This window comes from Niastella sp. sgz303648 (assembly GCF_059587045.1).
Map to the genome: position 1 here is coordinate 858967 of NZ_JCAPSW010000001.1, position 20346 is coordinate 879312.

A 20346-nucleotide genomic window follows, 5' to 3' on the forward strand; every position below is an offset into this window, starting at 1 on the left:
TCAACCTGTTAACCTGTCAACTTCTTCTGACTTCCGACTTCAGACTTCTGACTTCCATTATCAATGCAACAAATTCACCGTTCCCTTTCTTGTTACTTCAGTTCCGTTGTTCAGTTTTATTCTGATTGCATATACATACACACCCATGGGTTGCAGCTTTCCTTTGTGCTTACCATCCCAGCCGCTTTGCACGTCGCTGGTTTCATAAATGAGCTGCCCCCACTGGTTGAATATTTTCATATTTATACCAGCTATGATATTGCCGTATGCTTTAAACAGATCGTTCTTTCCATCACCGTTTGGTGTAAATGAATTTGGGATGAATATTTCATCGGCCAGCGTAGTACCGGTAGCCTTGCCGTCCACACTGTTCATGCAGCTTTCAACACCCAGCGCTATTACACTGATGGTAATTTTTTCCACGGGCTGCAGGTTTACAATGTGATGCGTTATGCCCAAACTGCCCGATGTTGGTGTGATATAAACCCCGCCATTCACCGATACAATGTATCCGGTGGCGCCAGGTACCGGTTCCCAGCCAAAAGTGATGCTGCTACTGGTAACAGCCGTAACCGACACAACAGGCGAAGCCAGCGGTGCATTCACCGTTACTGTTTGCTTTGCGATCGCAGAGGCACATCCGTTTTCGGTAACCTGTAACTGCAGCGTATAGGTGCCGCCCGATTTAAACAAAATAGTATAAGGGCCCTGGCCACTGCCGTACTGAACATCGGCGCCGGCAAAACTGTTCCAGTTATAGGTGGCCGTACTGCCTGCATATCCGGTATACGATACGGTTTGCGATGTACCTAAACACACAACATCAGGCGCTACTGTAAATGCAGCAGCAGGCGCCGCCTTCACCGTTACAAGAACAGTAGCGGCGGAAGTACATCCGTATATATCTTCTGCATTCACGGTGTAAGTGGTGGTAATACCGGGCGACACTACTACTGAAGAACCGGTGAAGCCACCGGGATTCCAGGTATAGGTTCCGGGTACGCCTGCAGAAGTATCGGCAAACAAGGTGGTTGTTTCATTGGAGCAGATAATATTTTTAAGGGCATTGGCAACAACCGGGGCCGGTGTTACCAGTGGTACCGTATTGGTAAATGTTCTTACACAATTATTCGAATCGGTTATGGTACAGGTATAGGTTCCTGTGCTCAGGCCCGAAGCGGTGGGTGTAGTTTGCGCAGGTGTTGTATTCCACACATATGAAAAAGGTTTTACCCCGCCTGTAACATTGAGCGTAATTACACCGTTATCGGAACTTCCGCAGCGGGCCGGTAAAACTGTAGGTGTAACCAAAAAGGGTTGCATGGCAGCACCCGACACTGCCATAACAACCACACGCGCAAAAGTGGAACTACTTGTATCGGCAATGGTTATCGATTGCAGTAATTTATTCTGACTATTGCAGCTCACCAATATATCCTGCTTATAAAACCGGGGGTTGAGTCCCACACCATCGATGGTTCCTGAAGGTCTGTCGATACGGCCAAACCCCGCATACACAGCACCGGAGTTGTTGTACCAGTCAAACACAGTGGCATTGGTTACTGCCCGTTCGGTGGTGCCGTCTGCAAAATTCAGGTTTACATTTATCTGGCTGTTTCCTTCGGTCGAGAACAATAACAGGCTCAACCGCGAATAAACAGCGGGTGTGGTTAACGTTAATGTACCCGCAGGCAGCGTACTATCGATATTTATATTATTTGAAAGATACAATGCATTTTTATCGGCATAAGATGCCAGCTGATAAGTGCTGGCGCCATTTACAATAGTGCCTGAGTTATAAATGCCGCCGGTTAAACCGTTCACCGAAGCGAAGTTTTCGGAGTATATCACGTGGTTGGCAATATTCTTATTACCATCGATCATGGTTGAGGTTACTGACACTACACTTTTTCCTGTATCGGCCACTACATCCTGGGTAAAGCCCGTTACGGCAACAGGCGTATAAACAGTTTGCGCATGCAGGCCGGTTGCAATAACCGACAAACCAATCAGCAGACCGGTACGTACTGCTTTTTCCGCACTATACTTAAAGGATAATATTTTGTTGAGCCTTGCCATTTGTTATGGTTTTGTATGCTGTTGTTTTGAATTCGTGAATCGTGAATGGTCAATGGTGAATTCGCTCAGTTTTTTGTTAACCCGTCAACTTGTTAACCTGTTAACTTATCAACTTCTTCATACTTCTTACTTCCTACTTACCACTTACTACTCGCCTATTGCCTATTGCCCATTGCCTACTGCCTATTGCCCATTGCCCATTGCCTACCTGATCACCGCCACCCATCCGTTATAACTCCTCGTTGCCGTTTTTATCACATAGTAATAGGCAGCTACCGGCACCGGCTTGCCCTTCCAGGAACCATCCCATGGATTGGTATATCCCCGGCTGCTGTAAAGCTGTTCGCCCCAGCGGTTATATATTTCAACCCGGCAATCTGCTGCACCGCGCAGGCCCGCTATTTCCCAGGTATCGTTCACACCATCCCCATTCGGACTAAACGCATTTGGTATATCAAGCACCTTGTCGGGTATAACTTTAAAGAATTGTCGTACGGCTGTATCGCGACAGCCTATATCATTGATCGCTTCCAGTATAACCGTATAATTTCCCGGAAACAGATAGCGATGCTGCGGATTGATAAAGGTTGAAGAATCACCATCCCCGAAATGCCATTTGTAAGAATCAGCATCCTCCGATGCATTGCTGAATGAGAAAGTAGCCAGGTGCAGCTCAACATCAACATTTTCAACCGGAACAGCCGTAAAAGTCGCAGCAGGCATCGGTTTTACCTGTATATAATCCTTTTGCACCAGCGTATCGAAACATTTATTTTTCGACGAGGCTATTAACGTTATGGTATACACACCTGCATCATTATACGTATATACCGGATTTATAGCTGCAGAAGAATCGCCGTTACCAAAATGCCATTTCCAGTCGCTGCTGTTTTGACTTTCATTGGTGAATGTTACTGCAAAAGGCGGACAGCCTTTTGTTACATCGGCCGAAAATGCCGCAACAGGAACAGCTATAACTTTAATTACTTTGCTGGCAGCAACAGCTACACAGGCGCCGTCTTTTACCGTAAGACTGATGATGCCGCTTTTATTATATTTCACTGTATAAGGGCCAAAGCCACTGCCGCTTTGAATAGCGCCTCCACCCCAGCCCCAGGTAGCCGTTGCTGTAGAGGCACCACTTCCCGTAAACGTGGTGGTAATAATGGTTCCGGCGCATACCTCAGCATCGCTCACCGTAAACGAAGCCGTTACCGGTGAGGAGATCGTATCTTTTTGTGTGGTTATCGCTGACAGGCAACCGTTATTTTCAACCTGCAATTGAATGGTATAGGTACCGGCACTGTTCAATACAATGCTGTAAGGCCCCTTATCGCTGCCGCTTTGTACTGTGGCGCCGGCAAAACCAAACCAGTTATAAGTGGCGGTGCTGGGTGCATTGCCGGTATAAGTTATTGTTTGCGGCGTACCGAGACATACATTACCCGGTGCTACCGTAAATATTGATGAAGGAATTTCCTTTGCAAATATGGTTACCCAGGCCGTATCGGCACAGCCTGTAGTGGCGTCGATGCCTATTACCCTGTAATCGGTAGTATCTGCAGGCGCTACTTTAATGCTATTACCTGTACCACCGCCCGGCATCCATGTATAGTTAGATATTGAACCCGAAACTACCGAAGCAGTCAGCACAACACTATCGCCCTGGCAGGTTACCGCCTGAGAAGTTGCTGCCGATATAACCGGGAACGGAGGCGTTACTAATGTTACCGGATAACCAACGGCGCAACCTGATTCGGCGGTAACAGTCAACACATAACTGCCACCTGTTAAACCGGTAGCCGTAGCATTGGTTTGCACCGGTGTGGTATTCCAGCTATAGGCATAAGGCGTAGTGCCTCCGGTTACTGTAGCTGCAACTACTCCGCCGTTTGAAACGGTACAGGTGGGCTGCTGTGTAACCGTCATTTGCACCTTTAACGAATCGGTGGCAAACGTGAAATATTCGTTGCTGTTTAAGTTTACTGCAGCATACAATTTTCCATTGGCTGCAGTTAACGGATAAATGGCAGTACCTGTTGCGGGAAACAACGGATTGGCCGATACCAGCAGGTTCTTCACCTGTGCATTTACACCGGCCGCATCAACAGCAACGGTAACAATACCAATGTTTCCGGTTTTTTGCACCTTCCACACCCGTTTCATACTGCTGAACCTGTTGTTGAATACACAAGCCGTTAAGCTAGTACTAAGGCCATTATCACCGCACAATAAAAATGAGTTGGTGGCAGTAATCGCAGAAAGGTTGTTGACGTTCATGGCAGGAAACAAGCCTGCTGTATTTCCATTGAACAGATATACGAGCGAACTATCGTGAATTGATTTTGACTGTTTTTGCAGCAATGACGAATTATCGTCGCGGCCAATGCCGGTAATGCAATTACCATAACCTGTATTGGCAGCCGCATTCCATATTATCGTTCCATTGGAAGAAGAATAATTTGTAGGTCCTGCTGGTGATGTAAACGAGGTACCCTGACCAAGCGTGATACCATACTTTACAGCCAGATAAGACTCTACTTTATTTACATCGGCATCCGGCAAATAAGTATCATAAGTGATCAGCTCTGCAATGGCCGAAGAAGTAGCTTCACCACCACCGGGCGAATTAAAGCCAACGCCCATACCGGTACCAATGGCAGGATAATAAATACTGCCCGAACCCAATATCGTTGTATCGGCATTGCGACGGGCCCTGAATGTGGGGCCTGCAGAACGTGATGTAAGTATAATACCAGATGCCCTTGGATAGTTGATAGCCGGTATGCCTGCAGGGTTCAGACTGGTAGATGCCGGATCGAGATCTGCAATGTATCCGAAACCCGATGTAACACCGGTTTGAATTCTGAAATCGGCCTTTGCCTGATATCGTGCCCCTGTATTGGCTGATATATATGAAAAGCAGGTACTGGATGTAACACCGGTTTCGCGGTTTGTATTGATCACCAGAAAATAAGTACCATTATTGCCGAGCACATCGGGTGCCGAAGTAGCATTGTTTAACAGGCCCCTGCCCTGCGAAGAAGCAAACTGCAGCGATGGGTTAAAATTAAAATTAGCCGCAGCCGTATAATCGGCAAGGAACAAAGGTTGACGACTGGCTGTAATTTGGGTAACGCTGAGGTTGCCCAGTTCGCTTTTCCATTCATTTACCGGGGTATTGTGATTGGTGTTAGGCAATATGTTGCCGCCGGTTTGTGAATTGGCTTTGAACCACGACGTAAGATTGGCCGAAACACCACCGGGCATCTGAGCGCCGGCCTGTATAGACAAACACAATAACAAGGCAACCACCACTGCTGCTTTATGCAGTGGACGGAAACAGCTCTTGTATGTTGGTTTGTTTGTCATTGTTTTCGTGAATCGTGAATCGTGAAACGGCAATCGGCAACGGAACCCTATTATTACACACTCTAATTCTACTTCCTACTCGCCTATTGCCTATTGTCTATTGCCTACTGCCTACTGCCTTTTGATCACTTTACTTGTAACCGTATGGTCACTAAATACTATCCTCACCATATATACGCCGCTGGCATATTTACTCATATCGAAACGGTACGAAGTTGAAGCTGTGCCTGATACCAGTTTCTCAGCAAGCTTCTGGCCGGTGCTGCTGAACAGGCTTATGCCTTTAAGATTAGCAGGTGCTGTATAGAACTGCACGGAAACCGGACCGGTTGTGGGATTGGGCGTTATAAGCCAACCCTGTTTTTCGAGATTGTTACTGCCGCGTTTTTTATACAGATTAATATCATCGATGTATACATTATTCTCATTGCCGGTTGAGTTAACAAAAGCAAGCATCACGGGACCGGCGTTGATATAAGGTGTAAGGTTCACAGAGTCTTTTCGCCATTCACCGGCCGCAGGTACAAATGACGTAGTGGTCAATACAGTACGGGTAACCAATGTACTGCCCCATTTTTTATACAGGCTTGTATAAGTATTACCGCAATCGGTACTCACAAGCACCTGCAATGTATCCCAGTAATTGAGCAGGGTGCCGGCCGCTGTTTGCATGGCAGCCGCTACCTGAAATGTGAGAAAGGCTGAATCGGCTTCGGTAATATTTACCTGTGGCAGGCGTATATAATCTCTTTGTCCGTTTTGTTTGTATTCGAAGTTGCGAACCATCATGGCCGCGTTACCTGTTTTACCTACACCATCGACTCTTTCCCAGGTATAAGAGCCATCGGCATTTATAATATCCCAGTTTACAGGAGGAAATGCATCTGTTTCAAAACCTTCGGTCAAAGGCGGTGTAACAGGTACCGGGTATTCAAACCATTTGCTTAATGTATCATTCGATTTCAGCAGATCGGTACCGCCATTGGGCGCAGTAACCTGCACTTTTATAGAATGAGTGCCGTTGGAAGCTACAGTTACCCCATTTAGTGCAACCTGTACTGTAGCCGTGCTGGGCAGTGAACCCGTCCAGTGTGTTTGTACAGTTGTGCCGTTATCAATATCTGCCAGTATATCTGCCGATTTAAGGGTATCTGTTCCCCAGTTGCGTAAGGTAACTACCGGAGAAAATTTTGTATCACATACACGGGTATACGGATTATCGATTGATAATATTTGCGCATCGAGCGATTTTAAGGGCGATACTGCGCCATTGGAAGTCGTGAGCGAACTGCGGTAACGGCTTAAGGCAGCTTCTATACGGGCTACCTGCTGGGTGGTAAACATAGCCATACAGCCGTCGCTCGAGTAATCCATATAATCCTGGTACATAATTCCGGGCGCGCCGGGCGAACAGGCATCTGTTACTACCCCACCCCCAGGGCAGCCTGAAGTAGCATTCGATTGATTGGGCGTATCGTCAACTTCATCAGATCCCGTGCAAGCCCCATCATCATCGCCCCATATATGATACAGAAAAAAGAAATGGCCGCTTTCATGTGTTAAGGTCCTTCCTTTATTATACCCGGTGATATAGCCTCCGGGCAAAGTTCCATACGACATTACCACACCCTGCTCACGGGTTGGTGTTTGAGTTGGAAAGGTTGCATATCCCAGCAATCCATCGGTAAGCGTGCAAACCCAAACATTAAAAAAACGCGTAGGGTCCCAGGCATCGGCGCCACCCGAAGCCGTATATTTTATGCTGGTATTACTTACCGAAAAAACGGTTTGTGTGGTAGTAATGCGTTCAATACCGTTCGAGGGTAAATTACCAGGGGTACGTTTTGCCAGTACGAACTGTATTTTCGAATGACCAAACAGCGGTTTAAATGCAGCAGGAATAACTGTTGAGTCGGCATTCAATCCTGCATAATCATTGTTCAACGCCGTTAACTGAGCCATGATCTGTGCATCGGTCACCTGCGTGGGATTGTTCATCACAATATGAAATACAATCGGAACAAAAACAGAAGCTGCATTTTCACGGGCAGTGGGCCTGGTAAGTTTTACTTTTACTTCCTGCAACAACTGCAGTTTTTCCTTTTCAAAATTTTCCATCAGCGCCGGATCCTTTGTCAGCGCAGCCTTAAGCACCGTCATGGTTCCACAACGGTTAACAGGTACTTCCTGCGCTTTTGCAGTGAAAGCCATTCCAAGGGTCATTAATCCAACTATAGGTATAAATATTTTCATCATTTTTAGTCATTTAAGGCGCTTCGACTTCGCTCAGCGCTTTTATTTGCCCCTTCGACTACGCTCAGGGTCTGCTACCATACATTTCTCGGGCAACCATCATCGTATTTGTTTCCGATTGTAAAGCCCACTATAATTTCATGCGTTCCTTTGCTGTAACTGTTCAGCGCCGAAGTGGTATAATCGTATGAATACCCCACATTCACAGCATTGGATATATACAAACCCAACATACCGGAAAATCCATCTTTAATACGGTAGCTGGCGCCTATCCAGGCTTTGTCGAGGTATTGCAGTTTTGCATTTACATCAACCTGCACAGGTACCGGGTTCACATATTTTACCAGTACTGAGGGAATAAAATTGAAATCTTCGTTCAGCAGAAAACGGTAGCCGGTACTTGCGAACACATGAGGTACAAGCCGGCCGCCGGTTGCTTTCACAGTATTATCAACAAAGTCAACTTTTTGCGGTATGATCTGCTGGGCAGATACGCCCACGAAATAATCGGCCGAATACAAATACAAACCGGCCATTACATCGGGCCTGAAATTGTTCAGCGTACCGGTGCTGTAAACAGCCGGGTCAACCGCTGTAGCGAAATGCAGTTTATCGGCACGCAGGCTCATACTGGTAAACCCCGCGCCAAAGCCGGCGGCAATACTTGTACGCGGACTAATTCCTAAATGATAAGCATAGGTTGCATAAGCCGAAAACTGATTCAAGGGTCCCATGCGATCATCGATCACCTGTAAACCAACGCCATGATGCGGCGCGGCGGCGGTATAATCTTCCCAATACCGCTGGCCACGCGGATTTTCGCCCGGCATATCGAACGACGTGGCGGTGGTGCGGTAATCGCTTTTGCCTATCGGCGTATGTACAGTAAGGTAAGTAGTTACAGGAGCGCCATCGATCCCCGCCCACTGATGCCGGTGACTTACCTTGATATCGGTATAGTTCTCAATGCCGGTAAGGGCAGGATTGAGAATGTACTGATTCAGGATGTACTGGGTATAGTGCGGTCTCTGTTGTGCCGAAACCTGCATACCCATCAATACGATCGTCAAACAGCAAATTACTTTTGTCATACACTTAGGTTTTAATAGTTCGCGCAAAGGCGATAAGAAGTTTCTCGCAAAGGCGCTAAGGCGCAAAGAATTTTAACTATTCAAACTCCTCCCCTCTCTGTAACATTCTTACTTCTTACATCCGACTTCTGACTTCCGACTTCAGACTTCAGTTTTCCTACTTCTTCAACACTTTAAACTCCGTTCTTCTATTCTGCTGTCTTCCATCGGGATTGTCGCTGCCATCTTCGAGCTGGTTGGGTGCAACCGGCATGGTGGCTCCATAACCTTTGAACTGTAAGCGGCTTTGTGCAATTCCTTTGCTTAACAGATAGGTTACTACAGATTTTGCCCTGGCATCAGACAGCTTTTTGTTATAGGTTTCGCCACCCTTGTTATCGGTATGCGCCCTGATCTCTATTTCCATAGCGGGGTTCTGATTCAACATGTTCACTATTTTATCCAGCGAAGCGTAAGAATCAGCACGCACAGTTGATGAATCAAAATCGTAGTATATGTTATCGATCACCACTACTTCTTCTACATTCGGAGCTTCCTTCACCAGGCATATAGCGGGGTTGTTTAAACTATCTTTTTCGGTTCCATCAACGGGTGCATTGAACTGCAGCGAACCTTCTTTATAACCGCTTAAAGTAGCCACGGCTTTCAGCGGCTGGTATGCTTCAATTTCGAATGCATAACTGCCATCGGCGGCTGTAGCAGCGCTGTAAATGGTTTTATTGCTGATGGTATCAATAATGTTTACGCTAACACCCGAAAGAATGGTCTGCCCGCCGCACACTACTACCAGTCCGCTGATCTGCTTCAACGGCTTTTTCTTTTTCAGGGAAAACAATTCAAGACAACAATCGGCCGAACGGTCTGAGCTCAGCATTACATCGGCCAGTATATTATTAGCCGCGCCTTTACTGGTAAAATAAATATCATCCTTTACTGAATTTACCGGGTAACCGAAGTTTTCGGGAGCTGTAAATTTATCGATGGTTCCCTTGCTGAAAAAGAAATCAAAACCGCCCATGCCCGTTCTGCCATTGCACGAAAACACCAGTGTACCGGATGCTTCGTGGTAATAAGGCGCCTGCTCATCGGTGGCTGTATTTATAGTGTTGCCGAGGTTGGCTGTTTTTACGGGTTTGCCATGTGCATCTATTTCGGCATACCACAAATCGAAGCCGCCATAACCACCGGTTTTATCGCTGGCGTACAGCAAATATTTTCCACCGGGCATTACAAAGGGCTGTTGTGTGTTTGCGCCGGGTGTATTCACCAAAGCATCTACAGGCACGGGTTCTGTCCACGCATTATTTACTTTCCGGCTTACATAAATAGCTGAAGTTTTCTTTCCGGTTGCTGTAACCGTCCAGCGGGTACAAAATAAGGTATTGCCATCAGGTGTGCAGCTCATTACTCCCTGGTGCACGTTGGCGGGTTGGGCCAGATCAAATTTTGTAACAGCAGTGAAACTGTCGCCGGCAGCAACAGCACTGTATATGCGATTGATGAACGGCTGGTTTTTATCAGCTCCTTCGGGGCGGGTTGAGGTGAATAATAAAGTATTATTGTTCAGCCATACGGGCGAATAGTTGGCGCCCGACGGATTGATAGCAGCATTTTGTTTTTGAACGGTGAACAGCTGCAGGTCTTTTCTGCGCAATTGCTCTCTGATAAAGTGCAGGTTCAATACTTCACTGCGGGCCGACTGACTGTATACATCATCGGTTTTGTATTTATCCAAAAACAACTGAAAAGCCTTTTCGGCTTCTTCATCTTTTCCCAACGCCCGTAAAGTAACCGCATAGTAGTAGGCAGCCAGCGGGTGGTGTTCATTGTTATAGCTGAGCGCTTTTTCATAAAACGACACAGCTTTTACAGGATAGTTCAGCTTGCGATAGCTCTCTGCCAGGTTATATACAACCTGCTGAGGGCCTGCAGCCGCAGCCGTTACACCGGATGCCGATTTAACCGCATACGGACTGTAATCGGCCTGTGTACCTTTTGGTTTATTGGCATTGAGCCATTTTTCATAATACTGTGCGGCAGAATAGTAATCCCCCTTTTTATAATAATTGTCGGCGGCTTTCAGGTAATCTGCCACATACTGAGCCCTTGCCATCATGTATGCAGGGGTTACAGCCAGTATAAGAAATATCTTTTTCATCGCAGAGAATTTTGTGAATGGTGAATGGTCAATGGTCAATCGTGAATGGTCAATGGTCAATGGTCAGTGTATTAAAAGAACCACAAACCAAAAACTTCAAAACACAAACCTTAAAGCCTCGGGCACACAAAGTGAGCTTCAGGTGTTTTAATGGTTTTCTTACCTATCAAAGACAGGGATATTTCGAAGCTGTTGGTGCCATGCACCATTTTACCAAGGTCTGAGGTATTTACATCGTAGCTCACACCCAGCACAATATTGTTATGGCTGAAACCAACAAAAGGCGATACAGCATCTTTGACGCGGTAATTGGCGCCCAGCAATACATCGGTACCGGGTGCAGCATTCAACTGCACATAGGCACCGGCCATTTTTTCATCGGCCGATCCCTGTTTTACATATAATACATTGGGAATAACACTAAATATTTCAGAAATGGTTAACCGAACACCGGCATGAGCGGTAAAGCGCATGGGCAGTTTGGCATCGCTGGTGTTGCCAAAGTAATCATCGGGTTTGGTTAAATGCGATACAGCAAAACCGCCATATACATTGGCTTTTTTGCCGGGTGCTGCATCGAAGTAAAGAATACCGGCACCTGCATCGATAGAGGTAGCATTTGTTTTACTGAAACCATCGGTAGTGCTTCCGGGATTATATCCGGTTATCGGGTTCCATTCGTCGCCTAAAGTGAATTTTGAAGCATTGAACCCTCTGCGGATGATGCCAAGCTGCATACCCAGTACAATGCGGTGGTTTTCGGTAGCGCCAAAGCGTACACCGGTGTAGGCAAAGTTTCCGTAGGCCGTGGTATAATTATACCCTCCGTCGCCGGCAGATTGATTTAATACACTTAGGCCAACATTTACATTTTTGCCGGTTACAAACTCGGCCGAAAGTCCTGGCGTTGAAAACGGCTTGCTTATACTTCCCCATTGGGTACGGTAGATGCCTGATATACGGTAATCGCCATCGAATGTACCGGTGAGCGCCGGGTTTAACCAGGAAGGATATACGTAGTACTGCGTAAAATGCGGATCAACCTGTGCGGTCAGCTCGCGGGTAGTCCCTGTTAATATCACCAACAGCGCCAAAAGTCTGGTAATAGGTCTCATAGCAGTTTCTTTAATTTTTTGTTTTTTTATCGTTTCAGGTAGGCATCCGGTGGGTTCCATCGGTTGCCTTGTTGTCTCACTTTTTCGCCTTCACCGCTTTCTCCCTGATAGCGCCCCGAACTACAGTTCGGGGCTTACCGGGGTCACTACATCTTCGTTACATACTTTTGGGGTTCGTTCGTTACCAGTGGCATTTCCGTGCATTCGTTAAAGGTCCTGATCACCAGGCAGGCGCCTTAAACTGACTATTTAATAAACTGCCCGCCCGATGTGCTGCTTAAAGGCCAATCTCATTACCGGTAACAGTTTTCATAGACTTTTGGATCTTATTGTGCATGACGAATAGCTATTTTCAAGGGACCGTTTATTATAGGTGGTTCTTCATTGTTATCAATGTTGTTCTACTGAGGAAATATCCAGCTGATCCACGCTTTGCCATCTTTCGCATTTACCATGTCGTAGGTTTTATCTCCTGTTTGAACGAAATAATACCCGTTCGTCTCAGTCATTTGTATACGTGTTTTGGCCATAGCAACCGAATCGGCAGCTGTTGGATACGATCCCAGCGAACCCAGATAAGGGAATACAGCACGACCATCGTTGTTGAATGTAGGTTTCCTGAACCCGCCGCCATATTGCAGCTTCAACGAATCGTTAATCACTTTAATAGGAGCAGCGAGGTCGTAAGTGCCACCTGAATAGGTGCCATATGCAGGCCAGTAAATGAAATAATAGTAGTTGGGTAGTTTTGTAATACCATAAGCATCATCCACCCCATTCACATGAAACCCATTTTCCGATATCCAGTATAATTCCCTGTCGGCCGCATACTGCCACCAGCGTTGGGGCGCTCCGAGGTCGGGGTTAACCGGCTGACCTGAACCAACAATAGAAGCGGCATTACCATTTACAGTAAACGATAAATTACCGGCAGTTGCATTCCAGGTCATGTTGCTGAAACCCGATATAGTAATATTGCCATCGGTAAATGGCGGTGTAAGCACAATGCCATCTGTAGTATAATAATACCCCGTTGTGTAAGTTTGTACATTACCGTTTGCATCAACCCAGGTAAAGGTGATGGTACGGGTATTCTGATTAACTTTTATTTCGTATTGATTGCTGCCTACAACCAGTCTTTTGAAATAGTTTAAAATTTTGCTGATGTTTGCAAACACCCGGCTTTTATATCTTTTGCTGTAATAATCATCTGCTTCCTGCTGTGTTGCTTTAATCAGATAGGCCTTGCTACCGTTGAACCGGCCGATGAGCTTTATGGTATCTGTGGCTACACTGGTGATGGCAAATTCAAAATCAGAACCAAGGCCCGATCCGTAAGTACCGCCATTTACCGAACCATCGGGATCGGCCAGTACATGTACATATGAATAGGTATCGAATAACAAACTGGGCTGTTGTAATGCTTTCAACCGGTAGCTGCTTGTTGCAGGCGTAACGTTCGATGTAGAATCGAAGTCGGAGAACATTTCAACGCGGTTCGAATCGTTGAATTTGAAATAAAAGCCAACAACGCCTCCTTTTAAGCCGGCGGGATAGATCAAACCTTTCCATCCATAGGGCGCTTTTACCAGTGCGCTCTGATATTCGGCCAGTGCTTCATTGATGCGCTCATCGGGCGACTGATCAAAAGCATCATCTCCCTTTCTATTGCAACCACTTACTACTATAGTTAAGAGTATTGCGTATGTTAATATTTTTCTCATAATTGTTTATTCGTAAAACGTGAAACGGAAAACGGCAAACGTGAATCGGCAAACGGCAAAGCACTCTGTTCCCTTTTAATTTATCAACTTTGTCAACCTGTTAACTTGTCAACTTCTTCTTACTTCCTACCACTTACTTCTTACCTCGACTTACCACTTATAACTTACCACTTACTACTTAATGAGCTGCTCAACAGCTGTACGCACGCGCGTTTGCAGGCTGTAAAAATCAATGCTCCAGGTATCTTTAAAATAGTTTACTACAATCGCTTCTTTTTTGCGCAAGCGGCTTTTTGCTTCTGCCTGTGTTATTCCATTGGTACTGGTACCGGCAGGTATGCTGTTTACAATAGCATCAAAACCGCCTTTTCCTTCGGTAAGCATCATGGCGATCATTTCAACAAAATCTTCATCGGGAGCCGATTCGGCATATGCTGTTACAAAACCATCCTGGCGGGCTTCCGCGTCGGATACGTTGTTCCAGTTAGAAGTATATAAGCCAACAGTGATCGTTTTAAAAGTCACCGGGTAATAAACGGTTTGATGAAGAATATGCCCGAACTCATGCTCAATAGTGTGGAACATTTGTTTGATGTTGAACGAATCAGAAGGCCGATAACCGGTCATGCCTTTTGTTCTGAAATCATTCAGCACATACAACACTACTTTACGGCCGCCTTCGGCTGTACCTAAGGTTATGGTTCCATCGGTATTCCAGCTGGCACTGCCGGCCAATGCAAAAAATTTGGGACAATATTTCTTCATGAACACATCGCCTGCCTCGGCTGTATAAGTATCGATCCATACTTTCTTAACAGCGCTTAATACAGGGATTATCTTTTCTTCTTTAGGGGGTACCAGTGTTTTATTTACACTCAGTTCAAACTGGTCCCACTTGTATTTAACGGCAATATTTAAAGGCACGGTTAAGCTGTCGTATATCCATGTATCAATTGGCGTGGTAGCCCATGTATCGCCACCCAAACCGGGAATATCATCTACATTATCGAGGCTTTCCTTTTTGCAGGCAACGAGGGTTGTGAGCAATAAGAAAAACACCAGTCGTTGTAATTCTCTTACCTGTAAAATCTTCAATCCCTTCAGTTTTTCGATAAGAGGTAACAGCCAGCCCGGCACGCGGTTGTCGATCATTGTTTCCCAGCGGGGAGCAATGGATATAGGAATCACTTTAGCCGATTGTTGCATATTGTTATGTATGTCGTTGATCATTATTCAGGGTTTAACGTGGATTTAAAGCAAGGCCGCTTAACCGGGCCGATTCAGGTATCTGAAATACCCTGCGTTTGTCTTCAGGCTCCAGCGTGAAAGATGTTTTATCGGGCTCTGTTGTATGGGTCACCGGCATCTTATAGCGCAACAGATCGAACCAGCGCATACCTTCCTGTACATATTCGGCCCGTTTCAAATCGAGCAGGGTCAGCAGCGCGTTTATTCTGTCGTCGCCTGATTTATACTTTGTTTCCATTTTGGCGGTAGTAATGTTATGGGCTGCTGCATCATAATTACGTATGCGGGTAGAAGCATACGTATTCATGTCGGCAATAGCCGCAGTGAGATTATTCAGGTAAATATTGGCCTCAATCCTGTTGAACAATACTTCTTCGGCAGTGAACAGGGGTATCATTACATAGGGATACCCAATGGTGGCGTTTACCGAAAGGCGCACAAAGTATTCATTGATCTTTGGCAACAGGTAATTATCGGTTCCTACTGTATAGGTTTGTCTCGTGAAAGCGTAGTCACCACCTGTAACATTACTGTTCAGTATTTCTGTTCTTTTGGCTGCGTTCATGCCATATCGCTCGGTATAATAGTTACGGGCCCACGATGAAGCAGTTTCAACGAGTAACAGATTGGCGGGCTCGGTTGCGGCCGCATACCTTGCATACAGTTCGCGGTAAGTAAGTGTAAGGTAAGTCGTATTCCACGGGCGCAGATTTGCCGCTACATTACTGATTTGCGGATATACGAGGTTCGTATAGGCAAGCACTTTATCATAATCCTGTTTGAACAAATAAAAACGAGATGCAAAAGCATAAGCTGCTGCTCTGGTAAAATGATAGCGTGGTACTGTATAGCGTTTGTCATCGAGCAAAGGTAAACCAGCGGTCAGGTCCTTTTCGATCATCGAATAGGTATAGGCCACTGTTTTACGATCGTAGTTCTTAAATATTACTTTCTCGGGGGTAGTTACATAGGGAATGCCGGGATCTTTATCGGCTGTGGCCGGATCGTATGTTTTGGCGAACAGGGTTACCAGCATAAAATGTGCATAGGCACGGCATACCAGCGCTTCGCCTTTTTCCGATGCATAAGCGGTTGAATCGGTAGCAGCATAGCAGGTTTCGAGCGCCTGGTTGGCGGCCGCAATGGCGGCATAACAACTATTCCAGTATCCTTCGGGCGAATCCTGCTGATTGTTAGTCACATCTTTAAAGAAGAAAGGATTCAACACTTCCTGATCAAGCCCACCGCCGTTATTTTTATCTGCTACGTTATCTGAAATAGATTCACAAAAAGGCATGTAGTTACCCTGCGGATAGGCAGTACCCAATAATTGCGCTACCTGTTCAGGGCTATCCAGTGTAGCCCTGTTGTCGGGCGATTTTTCCAAAAACTTTTTACAACCTCCCAGTGAAATAAGCAGGAGTAGTGAAGAGGTATATGATAATATTTTTTGCATGATCTCGATTAGTTACAAGTTCCAGGTTACAAGTTTCAGGTTACCGGTTGCCCGGTTTTCTATTGCCTATTGTCTATTGCCTATTGCCCGTTACAGTCCGAGCTTCAGCGACAACGTATATTGCTTCTGAACGGGCTGCGCCACGCCGCCTGAGTTAAAGAACTCGGGGTCTTGTCCCCGAAGTTTTTGGTCAGAATAAATTAACCATGGATTTGTTGCGGCAGCCGTTACAGAAGCGCTGGTCAGTCCAATTTTTTTCAATGCAGCATTGGTAAGCTGGTAACTGAGCGATACGGTTTTCAATCTTATCAGATCGCCTTTCGCCACACGCTCGGTTGAATAATTGTAGTTGTTGTAAGGGTACGCTCCACCTAACTGCGATTGCTGATATGCATCGAGTATTGAAGGAACATTGGTATATTTTTCATCGAGCGGCTTTACCCACCGGTCGTAAAATTCTTTTGGCATGGCATCGAGGTCAGAGTAGGAAGTTCTGAAAGCAGGGTACAGTCTTATTTTGTTGCCTGCCTGGTACGTAACAAATACGTTCAGTGAAAATGCCTTGTAACGGAAAGTATTGTTTAAACCTCCGGTGAATTTGGGATCAACAGGTCCTTCATAAACGAGGTTACCTGTTTCTTCAGATTGCATATACACGTTCGTACTTGTTTTACCTTCTTCATTTACGAACTGAGGTATACCGGTAAAATTTTCGAGCCCTTTGTATTTGATCGAGAATAAACTGCGTACAGGATATCCTTCTTTGTTTCCTCCTTCGGCACTCACCAAACTGAAAATATTGGGATTGTTTTTGGTATTGGTGATTTTGGTAGTATTGTAACCAAAGGTTAAAGTGGTTTTCCAGCTCCAGTCTCTGGCACGGATCACTTCGCCGGCCAACAGCAATTCAACACCCTGCGAAGTCATATCGGCATAGTTACCTGCTTTATAAGGTTCGCCGCCAATGCCTGATGTTTTGATGAGGCTGATCAGGTCGAAACTTCTGCGCTGGTACGCATCCACACTAAGATTTATGCGGTTATTTAATAAGCCTGCATCAACACCGAGGTTGGTAGTATATAATTTTTCCCAGGTAAGATCGCTGTTCTCAAGATTGATGAGCTGTATCACCGACTCTACCTCAGTTGAATAAGGGCGGTTGGTATTGGCATTTTTCAATACAATGCTCGAGTTGGTGGCAGGTCCCATACTGGCTGTTAAGCCATAAGTACCTCTTACGGTGAGGCGGTTGACCCAACCAATATTCGACATAAAAGGCTCCTGATCTACATTCCATGAACCTGCAACGCTCCAGGTAGGCAGCCAGCGCGCTTTGGGCGATTTACCGAGGCGGTTGCTGCCATCATAGCGTACATTGCCTGTTAAGTTATATTTTGAATTGTAGGTATACGTGCCCGATGCATACATGGCCACAAAGCGATCGTACTCCTTGCTCATTTCATAGTAAGGAAAATTGTTCTCGATCGTTTCTTTCAGAATGCGGTAATCAACAAAAGGAACACCACCATTATTATACTGATACCCGTAACCGGTATTTGAAAAGTGTTGCCTGTCGGCATATTTTACCTGCTGACCGGCCATTACATTTACCGAATGTTTACCGATGGTTTTGTTGTAGGTGATACCGTTCCTTACATCGAAGTTTATCAGCGCATCTTCTGCACGATTGTAAAACCCGCCATAAGGCAACACCACAACGGGTAAAGCTTCAGGATCATCGGGATTACGATACAAAAATTTATTGTTGTTCTGAATGGTTGAAGTTTGATTGGCGCGGTAAGCATTGGCCATGTTTGAGTTTTCGGTGATCTGGTGCTCACGGGTTGATTTTACATACCGCATGGCGCCTACAAACTCGTACCGCAGGTTCTTTGATATTTTATAAGACAGGTCGCCCTGTAACCGCAGGTCGATAATGTTCAGGTTGAGGTAATTGTTTTCTAACTCACTGAGAATATTAAAAGGGGCGAAGTTTCTTCTGAAATATTCCCGGTTGCCATTTTCATCGTAGGCAGTGAGGGTGCGGCTGGTGTTCAGCGCATAACTGAAAGGATTGATATCGAAATCACGATCGTACTTGCCTTCTACAGGGTTACCACTGCGGGTAAGCGATCCCGGCGCTTTTTGCTGACGAACCGAACCCACAGTAGCAAAACCGCCGCTCAGCTTTTCGTTAAACTTGTAGTTATTGCGATAGTTCAATGTATAACGACTCACTTTGTCGGCAACCGTCCATCCGTTATCGCCATAATAACTGGTTGAAAAATACGTTTGTGTTTTATCGGTACCGGATGATATGCTTAAAGAATGTTCCTGCATAAAGTTATTGCGGAACAACAGATCGAACCAGTCGGTATTGGCCTTAGCATAGCGCAGTAAAAAAGCTTTTTTATCGGCATATGTATTGCGCAATGGGAAACTGCCATCATTCCGTGCATTGAGCTGATCGTACATTTTACCATACACGCCAATGTCTGATCTGTCAAGAATATCAGGACCCAGAATTCCTTTGCGTTCCAGCTCGGCTAAAACCGACATCTGCTGGGCCGAGTTCATAATGTTATAATCCTTGTATGTTGGCTTTAACTGGGTGCTGTAATTACCGATGTAGTTCACCGAAGTGCGGCCGGCCCGGCCTTTCTTTGTAGTGATCACCACTACCCCGTTCATGGCGCGTGCACCATACATAGCGGTCGCAGCGGCATCTTTTAATATATCGAAGCTTTCGATATCGTTGGCATTTAAGCCGGCAACAGCCGAACCCAACAGCGTTGTAGGATCGCCGCTCGATAACTGGTCGTTCGAAATATTTACGACATCCTGCAACTCAACGCCATCTACCACCCATAAAGGCTTGTTATCACCATTGATTGAGGTAGCCCCGCGAATACGTATTTTGGGAGCGGCGCCAAATGTGCCCGATACGTTTTGAACCGAAACACCGGCAGCGCGGCCTTCGAGCATACGGCTTACATCGGTGGTTCCGTCCATTTTAATATCATCCATTTTCAAACGCACCGATGAACCTGCAAACTTCTTTTTGTCAATATTCTGGTAACCGGTTACCACTACCTGGTCCATATTGGTGGCTTCTTCCTTCAGCTTTATATGAATGTTACCGGATTTTAAACTGCTTACTTTAACCTCTTCGGTTGCATAGCCTGTAACGCTAAATACCAGCACGGCGTCGCTGCTGATATTTTTAAGTTCGAACTCACCCTTATCATTAGTGGCAATACCCCGTGGTGTGCCTTTTACTACGATGGAAACACCTGCCAGGGGCGCCCCCTTTTCGGAGGTAACTACTCCTTTTATATCGATATTATTATTAGCAATAGCAGGTGCAGGAGCAACTACAGGCGCTTCGCCCGAGGATGTTTGCCGAACAGGCACATTATTTTCGGGACGTACAATAATACGGTCATCTACTACGATATAAGATAGTGCATAGGGCGAAAGTATCTTTTTAAGTATATCGCCCACTTTTTGTTTCTGAACTGATATACTTACTTTATTTTTTATCAATACATCGTTATTGGTATGAATGAAAAACACTTTCGCAGCATCGCCGATTTTATCCAGGGCATCTTTCAATACCACATTCTTTAACTCAATTGAAATGACCTTATCCAATACGTTCTGCCGTTTCTTCGTTTTATTACCGCCAGCCATAACGTTGGCTGCAGATAAAGCGAACAGCAGCACGATCAGTAATAAATGCTTCATTTTTTTCCCGCCAGGGCAAACAGATTCCTGTGGTATTGTTTTGTACATACCTTTTTTTAGTTGGTTTTAAGTAATAGGCAGCCATGTCGCCGGCTTTGCAGCC

10 protein-coding genes are annotated in these 20346 nt (G+C 45.7%); all 10 read right to left on the minus strand.

The features are described from left to right. Positions 1-60: 60 nt before the first annotated feature. The 10 genes from AC59IL_RS03020 to AC59IL_RS03065 all read right to left on the minus strand — a co-directional run bounded on the left by AC59IL_RS03020 (position 61) and on the right by AC59IL_RS03065 (position 20243). Entirely contained in the window at positions 61-2079 is a 2019-nt protein-coding gene (locus AC59IL_RS03020) for a T9SS type B sorting domain-containing protein (protein WP_496550596.1), read from the minus strand. 204 nt (positions 2080-2283) lie between these two features. After that, complete coding sequence (locus tag AC59IL_RS03025; RefSeq protein ID WP_496550597.1) at positions 2284-5451, minus strand: DUF8202 domain-containing protein; 3168 nt, start codon at positions 5449-5451, stop codon at positions 2284-2286. A gap of 111 nt (positions 5452-5562) precedes the next feature. Next, complete coding sequence (locus AC59IL_RS03030) at positions 5563-7707, minus strand: M43 family zinc metalloprotease (RefSeq protein ID WP_496550598.1); 2145 nt, start codon at positions 7705-7707, stop codon at positions 5563-5565. Between the two features lie 71 nt (positions 7708-7778). Then, positions 7779-8795, minus strand: coding sequence for a PorP/SprF family type IX secretion system membrane protein (locus tag AC59IL_RS03035; RefSeq protein WP_496550599.1), 1017 nt, complete (start codon positions 8793-8795; stop codon positions 7779-7781). 157 nt (positions 8796-8952) lie between these two features. Then, positions 8953-10953 (minus strand): OmpA family protein, encoded by a 2001-nt coding sequence (locus tag AC59IL_RS03040; protein WP_496550600.1) that lies wholly within the window; start codon positions 10951-10953, stop codon positions 8953-8955. 110 nt (positions 10954-11063) lie between these two features. Continuing rightward, positions 11064-12068: a PorP/SprF family type IX secretion system membrane protein gene (locus tag AC59IL_RS03045; protein WP_496550601.1), complete on the minus strand. Its 1005-nt coding sequence runs from the start codon at positions 12066-12068 to the stop codon at positions 11064-11066. A 401-nt stretch (positions 12069-12469) separates the two neighbouring features. Beyond that, positions 12470-13792 (minus strand): DUF4302 domain-containing protein, encoded by a 1323-nt coding sequence (locus AC59IL_RS03050; protein ID WP_496550602.1) that lies wholly within the window; start codon positions 13790-13792, stop codon positions 12470-12472. Positions 13793-13966: 174 nt separating this feature from the next. Next, on the minus strand, positions 13967-15022 hold the full coding sequence (locus AC59IL_RS03055) for a zinc-binding metallopeptidase (protein ID WP_496550603.1): 1056 nt from the start codon (positions 15020-15022) through the stop codon (positions 13967-13969). Positions 15023-15032: 10 nt separating this feature from the next. After that, the gene (locus AC59IL_RS03060) at positions 15033-16496 is read right to left on the minus strand and encodes a RagB/SusD family nutrient uptake outer membrane protein (RefSeq protein ID WP_496550604.1); all 1464 of its coding nucleotides are present in this window, start codon (positions 16494-16496) and stop codon (positions 15033-15035) included. 90 nt (positions 16497-16586) lie between these two features. Continuing rightward, a complete protein-coding gene (locus AC59IL_RS03065) occupies positions 16587-20243 on the minus strand; it encodes a SusC/RagA family TonB-linked outer membrane protein (protein ID WP_496550605.1) in 3657 nt (1218 codons plus the stop codon). Positions 20244-20346 lie beyond the last annotated feature (103 nt).

What these genes read in the sequence shown, in the direction of transcription:
- AC59IL_RS03020 (WP_496550596.1), bottom strand. Translation starts at nt 2,079, where the DNA reads ATGGCAAGGCTCAACAAAATATTATCCTTTAAGTATAGTGCGGAAAAA.
- AC59IL_RS03025 (WP_496550597.1), bottom strand. Translation starts at nt 5,451, where the DNA reads ATGACAAACAAACCAACATACAAGAGCTGTTTCCGTCCACTGCATAAA.
- AC59IL_RS03030 (WP_496550598.1), bottom strand. Translation starts at nt 7,707, where the DNA reads ATGATGAAAATATTTATACCTATAGTTGGATTAATGACCCTTGGAATG.
- AC59IL_RS03035 (WP_496550599.1), bottom strand. Translation starts at nt 8,795, where the DNA reads ATGACAAAAGTAATTTGCTGTTTGACGATCGTATTGATGGGTATGCAG.
- AC59IL_RS03040 (WP_496550600.1), bottom strand. Translation starts at nt 10,953, where the DNA reads ATGAAAAAGATATTTCTTATACTGGCTGTAACCCCTGCATACATGATG.
- AC59IL_RS03045 (WP_496550601.1), bottom strand. Translation starts at nt 12,068, where the DNA reads ATGAGACCTATTACCAGACTTTTGGCGCTGTTGGTGATATTAACAGGG.
- AC59IL_RS03050 (WP_496550602.1), bottom strand. Translation starts at nt 13,792, where the DNA reads ATGAGAAAAATATTAACATACGCAATACTCTTAACTATAGTAGTAAGT.
- AC59IL_RS03055 (WP_496550603.1), bottom strand. Translation starts at nt 15,022, where the DNA reads ATGATCAACGACATACATAACAATATGCAACAATCGGCTAAAGTGATT.
- AC59IL_RS03060 (WP_496550604.1), bottom strand. Translation starts at nt 16,496, where the DNA reads ATGCAAAAAATATTATCATATACCTCTTCACTACTCCTGCTTATTTCA.
- AC59IL_RS03065 (WP_496550605.1), bottom strand. Translation starts at nt 20,243, where the DNA reads ATGAAGCATTTATTACTGATCGTGCTGCTGTTCGCTTTATCTGCAGCC.